Origin of the sequence: Amycolatopsis sp. NPDC051716, assembly GCF_040681595.1 — a bacterium.
Taxonomy (GTDB): domain Bacteria; phylum Actinomycetota; class Actinomycetes; order Mycobacteriales; family Pseudonocardiaceae; genus Amycolatopsis.
This window is the reverse complement of record NZ_JBFAZA010000001.1, coordinates 332,693-348,607: the sequence shown is the minus strand read 5'-3', so window position 1 is coordinate 348,607 and position 15,915 is coordinate 332,693. Positions and strand designations below refer to the sequence as shown.

Below are 15,915 nucleotides of genomic sequence, written 5' to 3'. Positions count from 1 at the left end.
GGAGAATGGACGAAGAGGAAGCCGCCGCTCGCGCGCGGGAGTGGCTGCGCACGCGGCCCGGCGGCGACCAGCTGCGGATCCGGCCGGAGCTCACCGTGCGCCGTCCGGACGGCTGGAGCTTCACGGTCAACGCGGCCGCCTACCTGGACGGCACCGACATCGGCGCGGGCCTGTTCCCCGGCCCGGTGGTGCGCGTGCCGGACGACGGCGGCGAGATCGGGTTCGACCAGCCGGCGATGGCGAGCACGCCCGCCGAGGCCGGGTGGCGGCCGGACGTCGACCCCGAGTTCGACGAGAAGGCGTTCCCCGAGCTGGACCTCCCGCTGCGGGCCGTTCGCGGCTGGACCCGGGCGGACGGCGAGCACCGGGTCAACGAGCAGTACACCCCCGGCCCGGTCTGGCGCGGGTTCCCGGTACCGACGACCGACGCCGAAAAGCTGCTGAACTACCTGGCCGCGAGCTGGATCAGCCGCGCCGAGTTCGCCCTCGCCCTGCTGGACTGCGAAGTACTGGTGCCCTTGCTCGACACCGGTGAGCCGCTGCTGCGGCCGGTCCCCGGTACGGGCGGGCGCGAAGTCATCGCCTACAGCTCGTCGGCGAAGGTGCCCGGCCGGTACCCGCACCGGTGGCGGGTCTCGGTCCGGGAGCTGCCGCCGTCGGCGGGGCTGACGCTCGACCCCGGCACCGACCTGGTCCGCAGCCTGACCGCCGCCGAACTGGCCGCGGCCCGCGGTGCCGCGACCGCACCCCGGCCCCCGGTCGAAGAGCCCGCGCCGGAAGCCGGGCCGGAGGTCGCCGCGGCACTGCCCGAGCTGGTCGCGGAGTTCGGCGTCGAACCGCCCGACCTGCTGGAACGGCACCTGCGGTACGCCCTGGACCACGCCCGCGACCAGCACTTCGAGCTGACCTCCACCGAGTGCGTCCGGTACCTGCGCGGGTTCGCCTGGCAATACCGCAACGGCGTCCGCCGCCGGGCCGGCCAGGAGCCGGAACGGCCCGCCGACCTGCGCGCGAACGGCCTGATCGCGTACCTGGGCGAAGACGCGCGCCCACGGCCGGTGCCGTGGACGTTCGGCAAGTTCTCCGCCTTGGGGACGCCGGCCGACCGCTTCGCGTGGCACCGGATCGTCGGTGCGTACGTCGGCTTCGCGATCGGTGACGCCCTCGGCGGCGGCGCGGACCCGGCGAGCCCCCTGCCGCTGGGCGGCCTGACGCGGCACCTGCTGTTCCACACCGACATCGTGCTGCGGAGCCTGCCGCCGGTGCCGACCGGCGATGTCCCGGCGACCCTGCCCGAACCGGACCCGGTCGGCTGGCTCGCCGTCGCCACCCGGCACGCCGGCCCGGCGCCCGCCGAGTTCTCCGCGCTCCTGGCCACGGCGCTGGCCGCGACCCCGGCCGGCGCGGTCGCCGTCGCGGACGTCGACGGCGAGCGGTACGCGAAGGACGTCGCCCGCGAGCTGACCGGCAGCGCGGCCGGTGCCGAGGTCACCGAGGGCGTCGAGCTGCTGATTTCGCTGTTCCAGGCGCTGCTGACGCGGGAGACGTTCGCGTTGCCGGTGCACGTCCGCCTGCACGAGATCGGCGGCGACCTGGCGGCTTCGACGCTGGCGCTGCGCGCGGACCGCGACGCCGACGACGTCACGCAGCTGGAGTCCATCGGCGACGGCCGGAGCGTCCGATCGGTGCTCGGCCGCGCGCTGTTCGCCGCGGCCAAGCGCGGCTACGACCCGGAAGCCGCGATCAGGCTCGCCGCGCGGTCCGGGCCGGTGGCGGGCGCGATCGCGGGCGCGCTGGTCGGCGCCCGGGTCGGGGTGCCCGGCCTGCCCTGGGCCGCCGAGCTGCCCGACCTCGGCCTGCTCGACGACGTCGCGAGCGACGTCTTCCGGTACTTCAACCGCAACGGCCTCCGGGCGGAGACCGCGGAACACGCCCGCTGGGAGCGCCGGTACCCGAGCGGCCGGTTCACCCCGGAACCGAAGGGACCGAACTTGCGATCGCGACTGCGGGGCAGCCTGCTGGCCGGGGCGATCGGGGACGCGCTGGGCGCGAAGACCGAGTTCGACTCGATCGACCGGATCCGCGAGATCGCCGGGCCGGCCGGCATCACCGACTTCATCCCCGCGTACGGCGGCGTCGGCCGGATCACCGACGACACCCAGATGACGCTCTTCACGCTCGAAGCGCTGATCAGGGCCCACGCTCAGGAGCGCCGGACCGGGTCCGCGGACGTCGTCCATTCGCTGCAGATGGCCTACCAGCGCTGGCTGCACACCCAGGGCGTCCCGTGGGACCGGGCGCGCGGGCCGCAGTCTGCGGCCGAGGCGGCCGACGGTTGGCTGGTCACCCACCAGGAGTTGTTCAGCCGGCGCGCACCGGGCCTGACCTGCTTCGGCGAGCTCGAGGCGTACGGCCGCTCGGGTGTCCGGGGCACCATCGACCGGCCGGTGAACAACTCGAAGGGCTGCGGCGGCGTGATGCGCGCGGCGCCGATCGCGCTGTGGTCGGACGACCTCGCCGAGGTGTTCCGGCTCGGGGCCGAGAGCGCGGCGCTGACCCACGGTCACCCGAGCGGGTATTTGTCGTCGGGGTGCTTCGCGGTGATCGTGCACGAGCTGCTGCACGGAAAGCCGCTGCTCGCCGCGGTCGCGACCGCGCGGGCGGAGCTGGTGAAGCATCCGGCGCACGAAGAGCAGAGCGCGGCGCTCGACGCGGCGTTGGCGCTGGCGGAGCAGGGGCCGCCGACGCCGGAGAAGCTGGAGTCGCTGGGGCAGGGCAACGTCGGCGAGACGGCGTTGTCGATGTCGGTGTACGTCGCGCTGGCCACCACGGACGCCGGCTCGGCGTTGCTCGCGTCGGTCAACCACGGCGGCGACAGCGACTCGACCGGTTCCGTCTGCGGCAACCTCGTCGGCGCGATGTACGGCGAGGAAGCACTGCGGCAAAGCTGGCTGGACCAGCTGGAACTCCGCGAAGTCATCGTCGAGCTCGCGGACGACGCGCTGACCGAATTCGGCCCGGGTGCGCCGGGCGACGACCGGTGGTTCGCTCGGTACCCGGTCGACTAGGTTCTTGGGGCTACTGGGGACGGGGAGGACAAACGTGCGTAACCGGGTTGAAGTGGCCGAACGCCCGGACGGCCTGTATGCGACGTGGGGCGAGGGGACTTTCCGCGCGCAGCGATCGACCACGGACGGCACGGTGCTGCTGGCCGTGCTGCCGGAGGAGGAGCCGCCGGAGGGCTTCGACAAGGAGGTCGACGGGCGTCCGGCGCGGGTGGTGCCGGCGAGCGAGGTGCCGTCGACGTTCACGCTGCGGACCTTCGCCGAGTACGACGGCGAGGTCTTCGAGGTCGCGCCGGGCGACCGGCCGGAGCTGACCCTGCGCTGGGTCCGCGACGACGCCGCCCGCGCGGCGCAGCTGGGCCTGACCGACTTCTCGGTCACCGTGCCGGCCAAGCAGGTCACGGCGCTGTGGCAGACGCGGCTGGACTTCTCCGAGACGCCGGAGGCGCGACCGCAGCCGGGCAGCGGCGACCAGAACGCGCTGCTGCGCGCCATCGGCCGGACGCTGCTGCACACCGTGCCCGGTGGCTGGGCGCGGGTCGGCGCGCAGTTCCGGCAGGTCGGGGACTACGCCGAGATCGAGGTCCGCGCGGTCGGCGACGAGGACGGCCCGGTGTCGGTGTCGCTGCCCGCCGCGCCCAAGCTCGGCGGGCTCTTCGCACGGCTGCGGGCGGCGATGTTCCAAGCCGAAGCCGGGACGTGGTTCCAGGGCACGTTCACCCTCGACGACCAGTCGCAGTTCGACTTCGACTTCGACGCCGACCGCGAGCCGGACTGGCGGGTGCCGCCCAACGACGGCGGCCGCCCGTCGACCGCCGCCTACGAGCTGGAGCTGGCCACCTTCCCGCGGACGCCGAAGCACCTGCCGGCGTGGCTGACGGCGAAGGCGGGCTTGCCCTTGGACGTCGTGTTCCGGCACGCGCGGGTCGCCGACTCCCACGTCGAGGGCGAGCGCCCGGTGGTCACCCGGCCGCCGGTGCCGCCGGACCAGGTCCGCGGCCTGCTGGACTACCTGTTCCGGGCGCCGGTGGCGCTGCACCGGCCCGCGCCGCTGCCGGACATCTTCGGCGCACCGGGGGCCAAGCCGGACGTGCCGAACGCGTTCCACACCGACGGCACCTGGATCTGGCCCGCCGCCGTGCCGCACTACCTGCGCAAGTACGGGGTGCCGCCCGAGCCGGAGCTGGTCGAGCACGCCCGGGCGGCGGGCTTCCGGCCGCCGTTCGTCCGGGAGCTCGTCCGCGCGACGGCCGAGGCGGAGGTCCTGGGCCAGCCGCGGCCGCCGCAGACGGCGGCGGATCTGCCGGACGAACGCGCGCTCGCCCGGGTCGCCCGCGGTGAGCCGGTCCGGAACCTGCGCGGCGCGGAGACCCTGGAGCTGCTCCAGCAGCGGCTCGCCGAGCACGGCGTGCCGGCGGCGGCCTACCGGATCGGCGCCGGCGAGATACCGGCCGATGGTGTCTGGACGCTGCGCCGGGCCGAGAACGGCTGGGAGGTTTCGCGGCCGCCGTCCGACGAGCCGGTGGCGTTCGGCTCGCTCGGCGACGCGGCCCGGTTCCTGCTGGGCGTGCTGCTGATGCTGCCGCCGAGGCCGGCGGAGGAGTCCGACCAGCCGGCCGACTGGCCGATCCTGCCGATGCGCGGCGAACCGCCGTTGAACTTCTACCGGGGCAAGCGCCTGATCACGCTTCCGCCAGGCACCACGGTCGTCCGGTTCGGCAACGAGACCGGCAACCTGGTGCACGCCGACGGCGCGCGGTTCGTCGAGACGGCGCTGGCGTTCGAGCGCGAACGCGAGAAGCGGCTCTACCGGGTGCAGCGCGCGATCCGCGTGCTGACCGGCGTGGCGGCGCCGTGGGGCGGGATGCCGGGTGGCGCGGTCGCCCACCTGCTGCCCCGGCCGCTCGCCCAGCACGTCGAGACGGGCTCGCTCAGCAGGCAGTGATCAGGACGGCGGGCGACCACCAGTAGTCGGCGAGCGGGGTGACGTCGACGTCGGTGAAGCCCGCCGTCGTCAGCTGCTCGGCCCAGACCGGAGCCGGGTGCTCCCAGTTCGTCCGCTGCTGCCCGGAGACGATCCCGAGCAGCACCGGCAGCAGGAAGCCCTGGGCAACGAGCGTGGCGTCTTCGCCGTACTCGGCCACTCCGCGTTCGTAGCGCTCGACGAGCGACCGGAGGTGCTCCGGCGAACCTTCCTCGAACTCCGGGACGTCGAACTCGGCCAGCACCAGCGTCCCGGTGCGCGGCTGCAGCGCCCGCAGCACCTCCGCGCGCTGCTCCGGCTCGATGGACTGCAGGGCGAACGTCGACTGGACGAAGTCCCAGCCGAGGTCGTCGCGGGCCAGGAAGTCCTGCGCGGTCGACTGCCAGCACTGGGCCGACGGCACCCGCTCGTGGACGCCTTCGAGCAGCGCGGCCGACGGTTCGACCAGGTCGATCCGCGGCGGGAGGTGCGACGCCTGCTCCAGCGCGGGCACCACGGCGAGGCCGTCACCGCAGCCGAGGTCGAGCAGCGACTCCGGCTTCCCGGCGTCGTACCGGATGGCCAGCTCGGTGCTCAGCGCCCGGTACAGCGCGACGTTGCCGCCGCCGCGGATGAACGCAGTGAACGCGCTCGGCTGGTCGTACACCGGGGCCGAGCCGTCGCCGGCCAGGTACGTCCGCAGTTCGTCCGCCAGCGTGGAGCCGGCGCGCCCGGCCTGGGCGGCGAGTTCGGCGGCCTGGTCGCGGTCACCGGACCGGTAGGCGGCGAGGGCGTCGGCCAGCAGCTCGATCGAGGTCATGGTCAGGGGATATCAGAACGGGACCCACAACGTCACCCGCGTGCCACCCCCGGCGAGTCCCGACTCGACCAGCGACGTCCCGCCGACCTCCGCCAGCCGGGCGGTGATCGACTCGCTGATGCCGAACCCGGCCGGGTGATCGGCCGCGCTGAAGCCGCTCCCGTGGTCGCGGGTGATCACCGCGATCCCGCCGTCCCGCTCCTCGACGCGGACCACGACCCGGTCGGTGCCGGAGTGCTTCATCGTGTTCCGCATCGCCTCGCGGACGGCGTCGCGGATGGCGATCTGCCGGACCTCCGACAGCGTGTCGTCGTCGAGCTCGGCCACGACGAGCTGGGCGCGCAGGCCGTCGCGGGCCATCTCGGCGGCGAGCGCGGCGAGCTTCTCGCCCAGCGGCCGGGCGCCGGCCTCGGCCCGTTCGGACGCCGCCGACTCGATCGTGTGCCGGATCTCCATCGCCTGCGCCCGGGCCAGCCGCTGGATCTCCACCAGCCGGTCCTCGTCGTCGCCGGGGCCGGCCAGCGCCATCGCTTCCAGCGTCTGCAGCACCGTGTCGTGCAGCATCCGGTGCTGCTGGGCGCGCTCGGCGAGCCGCCCGTTGCGGGTGCCGTAGGCCAGCGCCAGCCGCGTGCCGAGGCCGGTCAGCACCAGTGCGGCGGTGGCCAGGAAGAGCTCCGCGAGCAGGACGGAGTACGTCGAGAAGGCGGCCCCGGCCCGGAAGCCACCGGTGTTCAGCCAGTTCGCCAGCATCCGCAGCGGAAAGCTGACCAGCCCGAACACCACCCCGCTCGGGAGGCCCAGCGCGAGCGTCAGCAGCCCGACCTCGCCGTAGAGGTGGATGCTGGTGACCGCGAGCGCGTCGAAGTACGCCGGTGTGGGCACGGTCAGCGCAATGACCAGCGGCGAAAGCACCGTGAAGGCCAGGTCGACGGCCAGGAGCTTCCCGGCGTTCCGGCCGCGGAACGGCGCCGAGCGGAACATCCAGCGCAGGCCGATGAGGTTCAGCGCCACCGACAGGAGCGTGAACACCCCGACCGGCAGCAGCCCGGTCGTGCCGTGCTGGAGGACGTAGACGCCGAACTGGCCGGGCACCGCGAGCAGCCGGTACGCCAGCGGGATGAGCACGACGTACCGGGTCGCGCGCAGCAGCAGGCCGTCGCGCTCGGTGGGGTCGATCGGGCCCGACATCCGGGAGATGCGCCGCAGCGCGTGCATCGGGGCCGGATCGGCGATCTCGTCGGGCAGCTCACTCGTGGCGGTGGCGATCGCGGGGGCACCGCGCCTCAGCAGCGCCACCAGGAAGCTGCCCCCGCCCGCCACGGCTCACGCGTTCCCGACGCCGTTTTCCGCGGCCCACTTCTTCAGCTCGGCGACCGCCTCGTCGTGGTCCAGCGGCCCGCGGTCCAGGCGCAGCTCCTTGAGGAACTTCCACGCCTTCCCGACGTCCGGCCCCGGCTGGAGGCCGAGCAGCGCCATGATCTGCTCGCCGTTGAGGTCCGGCCGCACGCGGTCGAGGTCCTCCTTGGCCTTGAGCGCGGCGATCCGGGCCTCGAGGTCGTCGTAGGTCGCCTGCAGCGCGGCCGCCTTGCGGCGGTTGCGCGTGGTGCAGTCGGCGCGGACGAGCTTGTGCAGCCGGGTCAGCAGGGGCCCGGCGTCGGTGACGTACCGGCGGACCGCCGAGTCCGTCCACTCACCCTTGCCGTAGCCGTGGAACCGCAGGTGGAGGAACACGAGCTGGGAGACGTCATCGACGATCTCCTTGGAGAACTTCAGCGCCCGCAAACGTTTGCGAGCCATCCGCGCGCCGACCACCTCGTGGTGGTGGAAGCTGACGCCGCCGCCCTCCTGGAACTCCCGGGTCGCCGGCTTGCCGACGTCGTGCAGCAGCGCCGCCAGCCGCAGGATCAGATCGGGTTCCGACGTCGGCTCGTGCGAGGTCTCCAGGTCGATCGCCTGGGCGAGCACGGTCAGCGAGTGCTGGTAGACGTCCTTGTGCTGGTGGTGCTCGTCGATCGCCAGCCGCATGCCGGACACCTCGGGCACCACCCGGTCGGCCAGCCCGGTCTCGACCAGCAGCTCCAGCCCCGGGCGCGGATCGGCCGCCAGCAGCAGCTTCGACAGCTCGGCCTGCACCCGCTCGGCGGTGATCCGGTCGATCTCCTCGGCCATCGACGTCATCGCGTCGACCACCCGCGGCGCCGCGGTGAAGTTCAGCTGCGCGGCGAAGCGGGCCGCGCGCAGCATCCGCAGCGGGTCGTCGGCGAACGACTCCTGCGGCGTCGCCGGGGTGTCCAGGACCCGCTCCCGCAGGGCGCTCAGCCCGTCGTGCGGGTCGATGAACGTCTTGGACGCCAGCTCCACGGCCATCGCGTTGACCGTGAAGTCGCGGCGCAGCAGGTCGCCCTCGATGCTGTCGCCGAAGGTGACCTCGGGGTTGCGGCCGACGCGGTCGTAGCTGTCGGCGCGGAACGTGGTGATCTCGAGCTGCATGCCCTTCTTCGTCACGCCGACCGTGCCGAAGGCGATCCCGACGTCCCAGACCGCGTCACCCCAGCCGCTGACGATCTTCAGCACCCGGTCGGGCCGCGCGTCCGTGGTGAAATCGAGGTCGCCGGAGCGGCGGCCGAGCAGCGCGTCTCGCACGCTGCCGCCCACGAGGTACAGGCGGTGCCCCGCCTTGGCGAACCGTTCCGCCAGCTCCTCGGCCAGCGGGGAGACCTGCATCAGCTCCGCCACCTGCTTGTCGACCACGTCGTTCACGAAAATCCCACTACGTTCCAGGTGCGATTGCTCCAGGCACCGCCGGACACGGACACGGAGAGCCAGCCTACCGGGGCAACCGTTTGCTCTAGCATCGCAGCATGTCTGGATCAGCCGGCCGCCCCGGCGCCTCGAAGCCGCGCAGGCGGCGCAGGCGGCAGCGCGGCAGGCGCCTGACCACGGTCGACGAGACGTCGGCCGGTGGCCTCGTGGTGGACGCGGCGCGCGAACAGGCGGTGCTGATCGGCCGGCTCGACCGGCACGGCAGACTGCTGTGGTCGCTGCCCAAGGGCCACATCGAGGACGGTGAGACGGTGGAACAGACGGCCGTGCGCGAGGTGAAGGAGGAAACCGGCATCTCCGCGCGCGTCACACGGCCACTGGGCACCATCGACTACTGGTTCGTGGCCGAGAAGCGGCGCATCCACAAGACCGTGCACCACTTCCTGCTCGAAGCGCTCGGCGGTGAGCTTTCCGACGAAGACGTCGAGGTCACCGAGGTGGCCTGGGTCCCGCTGGCCGAGCTGGAGACCAAACTCGCCTACTCCGACGAGCGCAAGCTCGTCCGGAAGGCCAAGGAACTTTTCGCGCGCCCGGACGTCCTCGGACGAGACGAGCACGCCCCTGAGGGAGCCCCCGAGTGAAGCGGTTCGCCGCAGCCTTCCTGTCCGTCCTCTTCCTGGCCGTCCCCGCCTTCGCCGGCGCGACGGTGGCCCAGGCGCAGGAGGGCGCGCGCCTGCGCGTCGACCTGGCCGGGCTCAGCCCGCGGGTGATCACGAGCTCGACGACGACGCTGACCGTCACCGGCACGGTGACCAACACCGGCGATCGCCGCGTCACCAAGCCGCAGGTGCGGCTGCAGGTGGGGGACCGGGCGACGACCGAACGCGGGGTCGGCGACGTGCTGTCCGGCGCGGTCGTCAGGGACAACCCGCTGACCGACTTCACGTCGGTCGCCGACGTGCTGGAGCCGGGGCAGAGCGCGCCGCTGACCATCACCGTGCCCCTGACCGGGCCGCGGGCGAACCGGTTCTCCCCCCCCGGCGTCTACCCGCTGCTGGTCAACGTCAACGGCACCCCCGAGTTCGGCGGGCCCGCGCGGCTCGGCGCGGTCAGCATGCTGATGCCGGTGCTGGCCGGGCCGGGCAAGACGGGCGGGCGGACCGGTGCGGCGCCGAGCATGACCCTGCTCTGGCCCCTGACCGGCAACGTCCCGCACGTCTACGCGGCGCCGTACGGCAGCCCGGTGGTGCTGGCCGACGACCGGCTGGCCGCCGAGATCAGCGGGGACGGCCGGCTGAACGCGCTGGTCACGTCGGCGTCGTCGGCCGTGCGGACCAACGTCAACCTCGCGAAGTCGATGTGCTTCGCGCTCGACCCGGACCTGCTCGCCACCGTCGACGCGATGACCCGCGGCTACCTCGTCCACACCGACGCCGGCAACGTCGACGGCAAGGGCGCCGAGGCGGCGAAGACGTGGCTGTCCGAGCTCCGCACCCTGGTCGGCGGCCACTGCGTGGTGGCGCTGCCGTTCGCCGACGCCGACCTCGACGCGCTCACCCGGATCCGGCCCGGCGACACGAGCCTGGTCGCCCGGGCGGCGAACGGCGCCGCGACCATCCAGGAGCTGACCGACGTCCCCCCGCAGACCGGCGTGCTCTGGCCGGACGGCACACCCGGCGCGTCGGTGCTCACCGCGCTCACCGAGGCCGGCGTGCGGACCCTGCTCACCGACGTGGGCAAGCTCGCGCCCGCCGCGGCCGGCGGCGGCGTCACGGTGCAGGGCAGCACCGTCCGCGTGCAGCCGACCGACTCGCTGATCACCGCCGCGATGACGGGTGTCCCGACCGTGCCCGGTTCGGTCACCGTCCCCGCCACGACCGAGCGGGCGGTCGCCGGCCAGAACGGCCTCGGCGCCCTCGCCTTCCGCGCCGGGCTGGGCCTGGCCGCGGGGCAGCAGCGGCCGGACCACCTGCTGGTCGCGCCGCCGCGGCGCTGGGACGCCGCGGCCGAGGAGTTCACCACCTACCTGCAGCAGGTCGGGGAATTCCTGAACGCCGGCCTGGTCACCGCGACCCCGCTGCCGACGTTGCTCGCCGCCGTCCCGGCGACCTCCGGCTCGGTCGGCGACGGCGGCCCGGTCCCGGCCACGGGCGTCGACCCCGACGTCGTCTCGACGCTGGCCGGGCTCGACGTCAAGGCCACCGGGCTGGCGTCCGCGATGCAGCTCGACCCGACCAAACGGGTGAAGCCAGACGACGTCGTCGAGCCGATCCGGCTGGCCGAGCTGCGCGGCGCCTCCACGGCGTGGCGGGGCCTGCCGGCGGACGCCGCGACCACGAACGCCCAGGCCGACCTGACGGCGATCAGCGGGCGGGTGACCGTCTCGCAGCCGAAGCAGACCATCGCGCTGGCGTCCGGCAACTCGCCGCTGCCGGTATACGTCAGCAACGACCTGCCGGTCGGGATCAACGCCCGGTTCGCCCTCGACAACAACACCGGCCTGCGCCCGGGGGACGCCCAGGACCGGTTCTTCCCGGCCAGCGGCGGCAAGAACTACTTCCTCCCGGTGGAGGCGCTGCGGGCCGGCCGGTTCAGCGTCGATGTGTCGTTGCGCACGCCCACCGGTACCCCGCTCGGGTCATCCGCGCGGTTCGAACTGACGTCCACCGAATACGGCGCGATCACCATCATCGCGACCGTCGCCGCAGGTGTGGCCCTGCTTCTGCTCGCTTCCCGGCGGATCTACCGGCGGGTGAAGGACGCCCGCGCGGGCCGCGACGTCGTGGCCTGATCGCTCGGCCTTCGAGTGTTCCGGGCGGTTCGCGATTACCCTTGGTCCGCACGTGCGCGGCACCGGGCCGCGGCACCGGAGTAGAGCACCGAGGATTGGGCACGCGTTGGAGAGAGAGCCGGGCTTACCACCCGAGCGTGCGGGTCGTCCTCGGCGCGAAGGCCCCCCGCCCCCGCAACGGGGTGACGGGCCACCGAAGGCAGCACAGCCGTCGCAGCCGGTCCGCCGCCAGCAGCAGCCGCCGCCTCCGCCCCCGGAGCGCGGCCGCCGCCAGCCGCCCCGCAACGGTCACCCGCGCAAGATGCCGGCTCCCGACGACGCGACGGTCCGCGACCAGCGCCCGGTCCGCGACGACGTCCCGCCCCGCCGCCCGGCCCGCGACCAGCGGCGCGGGCGCGAAGACGCCCCGCCCCGTGGCCAGCGGCCGGCCCGCGACGACGCCCCGCCCCGCCCCGCGCGCGACGACGGCTGGCCCGCCCACGACGAGGCTCCGGTCCGGGACCGCCCGGCGGGCGAGGGGCCGCCCCGAGACGGCCGCCCCCCGCGCGACGGCCGCCCGGCGGGCGAAGACGCCCCTCCCCGAGACGGCCGTCCGGTACGCGAGCAGCGTCCGGTAGGCGACGACGGCCCCGGCCGGGACGGGCGCCCAGCCCGGCGCGTCCCGCCGCCGCAGGGCCCGCCTCAGCCGCCGCGTGGCGGCCCGCCCCCGCGCGGCGCGGGTCCGGCGCCCACCCGCGTCCAGCCGGTGCCCCCGATGCCCCCGATGCCGCCGGTGCCGCCGCCGAAGCTGCCGAACCCGGCGGGGCCACCCGGGCCGCCGCCGCAGCAGAACGCGTCGCTGCAGGGGCGGCTGCCGCAGCCGTCCGGACCGCCGCTGCCGCCGCCCTCGACCCCGCCGCCCTCGACCCCGCCGCCGGGCAATCCGGTGCCGAGCCCCGGCACCCCGCCGCCGGGCACGCCCGTCCCGCCCCGCGGCCGCGGCTCCCGGCGTCCGGCGCCCGTCCGGCCGTGGCAGGAGGAGGCACAGCAGGCCCCGCGCCCACCCGACCCGGAGGCGACGCGGTTCATCCCGCGCACCGCCGGCGTCCCGATGAACTCGCGCTGGCCGGTCGCCGACCCCGACGTCATGCGGCCGTACGACGCGCTGGCCACCCAGGTCATGCCGGCGCTCAAGGGGCCGCTGGTCAAGCCCCGCCCGGACGGAGAAGCGCCGGAGGCCCCGGCCAAGGCGCCGTCGCTGGCGAAGGCGTCGGGCCGGATGGCCATCGCCTCGCTGATCAGCCGGATCACCGGCTTCCTGTGGAAGCTGCTGCTGGTCGGCGCGATCGGCCAGGGCATCGCGAACGACTCGTTCAACGTCGCCAACACGATGCCGAACATCATCTTCGAGCTGCTGATGGGTGGCGTGCTCGCCAGCGTCGTCGTACCGCTGCTGGTGCGGTCGCAGGACGACCCCGACGGCGGCACGGCCTACACCCAGCGCCTGATCACGGTGGCGTTCTCGCTGCTGCTGGTCGGCACGGTGGTGGCGGTGATCGCGGCACCGGCGTTCACGAGTCTCTATGTCGACTCGTCCGGCGCGGCGAGCGCGGACCTCACCACCGCGTTCGCCTACCTGCTGCTGCCGGAGATCTTCTTCTACGGCGTGTTCGCGCTGCTCTCGGCCGTGCTCAACGCCAAGCAGATCTTCGGGCCGACGGCGTGGGCGCCGGTGGTCAACAACCTGGTCGTCATCTTCACGATCCTGGTCGTCTGGATCATGCCGGGCGACATCGACACCGGCCACGTCTCGATCACCGACCCCAAGGTGCTGACGCTGGGCATCGGCGTCACCGGCGGCATCGTCGCCCAGGCGGTGCTGCTGGTGCCGCCGCTGCTGCGGTCCGGCTTCCGGTTCAAGTGGCGCTGGGGCATCGACAAGCAGATGAAGGAGTTCGGCGGCCTCGCGCTGTGGATCCTCGGCTACGTCGCGGTGAGCCAGATCGGCTACACGATCAACACGCGCGTGCTGACCAGCGGTTCGCCCGGTGGGGTGACGGCCTACAGCAACGCGTGGCTGCTCTTCCAGCTGCCGTACGGCGTCATCGGCGTCTCCCTGCTGACGGCGATCATGCCGCGGATGAGCCGCGCGGCCGCCGACGGCGACCACAAGAAGCTGATCGGCGACCTGTCCTACGCGTCCCGGATCTCCACGGTGATGCTCGTGCCGATCTCCGCGGTGATGACCGTGGTCGGCGGCTCGATCGGCATCGCGCTGTTCACCTTCGGCAAGGGCACGCTCGACACGGCCGAGCGGCTCGGCGACGCGCTGGCGATCTCGGCGTTCGCCCTGCTGCCGTACGCGCTGGTGATGCTGCAGATGCGCGTGTTCTACGCGATGAAGGACGCCCGCACGCCGACGCTGATCATGATCGTGATGACGCTGGTCAAGGTGCCGCTGCTGTACCTGTGCCCGGTGCTGCTGGCGCCGGACAACGTCGTGCTCGGCGTGATGATGGTCAACGCGCTGACGTTCGTGGTCGGCGCGATCCTCGGCCAGGTTTGGCTGTGGGTGACGCTGGGCAACTTGCGCAGCAAGCGGGTGATCGGCGTGATTCTGTTCACGGTCGTGGCGAGCGTCCTCGGGGTGGCCGCGGCGTGGGTCGCCGGCAAGCTCGTGCCGGACTTCTTCGGGCCGCGGCTGGGCGCCTGGGCAAAGCTGCTGCTGCAGAGCGTGGTCGGCATCGTCGTCTCGTTCGGCGTGCTCATGGCCCTCAAGGTGGAGGAGCTCCAGCCGGCCACTTCGAGGTTCACCCGGTTGATCAAGCGCCGGTAACGATTGCGGTACGGAAGGCGACGACTCCCGCGTCGTATTCTGGGTAACCTTGGAGCGGGGAGCTAACGGGAGAGTGCGGGTGGACACGAGGCGGAGCGAACAGGCGGGGGGTGCGAACCACGTGGGCAAGGCCCAGGTCGGATCGCTGGCCCCCGGGCGCGTGGTCGGCGACGGCCGCTACCGCCTCCTCGCGCAGTTCGGCGTGGACGAGCGGGGTGACGCGCACCTTTGGCGTGCCCGGGACGGGCAGCTGAAGCGGGACGTCGCGCTGACCCTGCTGGTCGGCGACCCGGCGGATCCCGAAGCCGCCCGGCTGGCCCGGCGGACGCTGGAGCGCGCGACGCACGCTTCGAAGTTCGGCCACGGCGGTGTCGCCCGCGTGCTGGACGTGCTCGCCCTCGGCAGCGGCATCACCTCGAGCGAAGGCCTGCTCGGGGTCGTGGTCGCGGAGTGGACCAAGGGCAGCGACCTGGTCGACCTCGTCGCGCAGCGGCCGGTGGCGCCGGCCGCGGCCGCGCGGATGGTGCAGGCGCTGGCCGAAGCCGTCGAGCAGGCGCACCAGAACGGCCTCGTCCTCGGCCTCGACCACCCCCAGCGCCTGCGGCTGACGCCGAGCGGCGCGCTCAAGCTCGCGTTCCCCGGCCCGTTGCCGGAGGCGACGCTGCGCGACGATGTCAAGGCGCTCGGCGCGGTCCTGTACCTGCTGCTGACCGGCCGCTGGGCGCTGCCCGGCGGCCCGCCCGCGATCCCGGCGGCCCCGATGACGCCGCAGAACCGGATCGTCCCGCCGCGCCAGCTGGTGCCGACGGTGCCGGCCGATCTGTCGTCGCTGGCCGTCCGCACGATCGAGGACGGCGGCAACGGCGGCATCCGCACCAGCGCGGCCATCCTGCGCGTCCTCGACCAGGTGGCCGAGGAAGAGGAGCGCACCCAGCTGATCAAGGCCGTCGGCGGGGACGCCGCCGAGCCGGACGGCACGATCTGGACGACGAAGAAGCCGGTCAAGGACGTCGCCCGGCGGCGCAAGCTCGCCCTCGGCGTCACGGTCCTGGTGGTCGCGACCGTCATCATCCTCGCCTGGGGCGGCCTGATGCTGATCAACGTCTTCCAGGGCGATTCGAAGGCGAGCGGGCCGTCGATCAACGTCGCCGCGCCGCCGGCCTCGAGCCAGCAGAACGGGCCGCAGCCCGCGCCCTCGTCGGCCCCGGCCCCGCCGCCTTCGCCGTCCGTGGGCGCCGCGGTGCCCCCGCAGTCGGTGGCCGTCTACAACCCCGAGGGCAAGGGCGACAACACCGGCCGGGCGAAGTTCGCGACCGACGGCAAGCCCGAGACGGTGTGGCGGACCGAGAAGTACCGGCAGCAGTTCCCCACCATCAAGCCGGGTGTCGGGCTGCTCGTCGCGTTCGAAAACCCGATCAACCTCAGCCAGGTGAAGGTCATCGGGGGCACCCCGGGCACCAAGGTCGAGATCCGGTCGGCGACCGGGAAGAACCCCGACCTGGCCGACACGAAGGTGGTCGGCAACGGCGACCTGAAGGACGGCGATACGACGATCCCGCTGGCCCAGCCGACGCAGGGCGAGTACTTCGTCGTCTGGATCACCCAGCTGGGCGACGCGGACGGGCAGTTCATGACCGAAATAGGCGACCTGTCCTTCCTGCCTGCGGGGTGACGCACCCGACAGGGTCAGTAGGCTCT

General features: G+C 73.5%; 9 protein-coding genes. 6 read left to right on the top strand and 3 right to left on the bottom strand.

The genetic code is table 11. From position 1 onward, the window contains the following. Window positions 1-5 precede the first annotated feature (5 nt). Window positions 6-3,068, top strand: a complete 3,063-nt coding sequence (locus tag AB0M30_RS01705; protein WP_364578554.1) for an ADP-ribosylglycohydrolase family protein — start codon at window positions 6-8, stop codon at window positions 3,066-3,068. Between the two features lie 34 nt (window positions 3,069-3,102). After that, window positions 3,103-5,010 carry a TNT domain-containing protein gene (locus AB0M30_RS01700; RefSeq protein WP_364578551.1) on the top strand — a complete coding sequence of 636 codons (1,908 nt, stop codon included), beginning with the start codon at window positions 3,103-3,105 and terminating at the stop codon, window positions 5,008-5,010. Here AB0M30_RS01700 and AB0M30_RS01695 read toward each other — a convergent pair. Genes AB0M30_RS01695 through AB0M30_RS01685 form a run of 3 tightly spaced genes read right to left on the bottom strand, consistent with a single transcriptional unit; the run spans window position 4,997 to window position 8,608 of the window. Beyond that, the gene (locus AB0M30_RS01695) at window positions 4,997-5,848 is read right to left on the bottom strand and encodes a class I SAM-dependent methyltransferase (protein WP_364578548.1); all 852 of its coding nucleotides are present in this window, start codon (window positions 5,846-5,848) and stop codon (window positions 4,997-4,999) included. The two genes, AB0M30_RS01700 and AB0M30_RS01695, sit on opposite strands and share 14 nt — an antisense overlap. Before the next feature lie 12 nt (window positions 5,849-5,860). Next, window positions 5,861-7,168, bottom strand: a complete 1,308-nt coding sequence (locus AB0M30_RS01690; RefSeq protein WP_364578546.1) for an ATP-binding protein — start codon at window positions 7,166-7,168, stop codon at window positions 5,861-5,863. 3 nt (window positions 7,169-7,171) lie between these two features. Beyond that, window positions 7,172-8,608, bottom strand: a complete 1,437-nt coding sequence (locus AB0M30_RS01685; RefSeq protein ID WP_364578543.1) for a CCA tRNA nucleotidyltransferase — start codon at window positions 8,606-8,608, stop codon at window positions 7,172-7,174. Window positions 8,609-8,709: 101 nt separating this feature from the next. Here AB0M30_RS01685 and AB0M30_RS01680 point away from each other — a divergent pair, with 101 nt between their 5' ends. The 4 genes from AB0M30_RS01680 (at window position 8,710) to AB0M30_RS01665 (ending at window position 15,889) form a co-directional block, all read left to right on the top strand. After that, window positions 8,710-9,252 (top strand): NUDIX hydrolase, encoded by a 543-nt coding sequence (locus AB0M30_RS01680; protein WP_364578540.1) that lies wholly within the window; start codon window positions 8,710-8,712, stop codon window positions 9,250-9,252. After that, window positions 9,249-11,402 (top strand): DUF6049 family protein, encoded by a 2,154-nt coding sequence (locus tag AB0M30_RS01675; protein WP_364578537.1) that lies wholly within the window; start codon window positions 9,249-9,251, stop codon window positions 11,400-11,402. Before AB0M30_RS01680 ends, AB0M30_RS01675 begins: the two co-directional genes overlap by 4 nt. Before the next feature lie 1,090 nt (window positions 11,403-12,492). Next, the gene (gene murJ / locus AB0M30_RS01670) at window positions 12,493-14,217 is read left to right on the top strand and encodes a murein biosynthesis integral membrane protein MurJ (RefSeq protein ID WP_364578754.1); all 1,725 of its coding nucleotides are present in this window, start codon (window positions 12,493-12,495) and stop codon (window positions 14,215-14,217) included. Window positions 14,218-14,296: 79 nt separating this feature from the next. Continuing rightward, window positions 14,297-15,889 carry a protein kinase family protein gene (locus tag AB0M30_RS01665; protein WP_364578534.1) on the top strand — a complete coding sequence of 531 codons (1,593 nt, stop codon included), beginning with the start codon at window positions 14,297-14,299 and terminating at the stop codon, window positions 15,887-15,889. Window positions 15,890-15,915 lie beyond the last annotated feature (26 nt).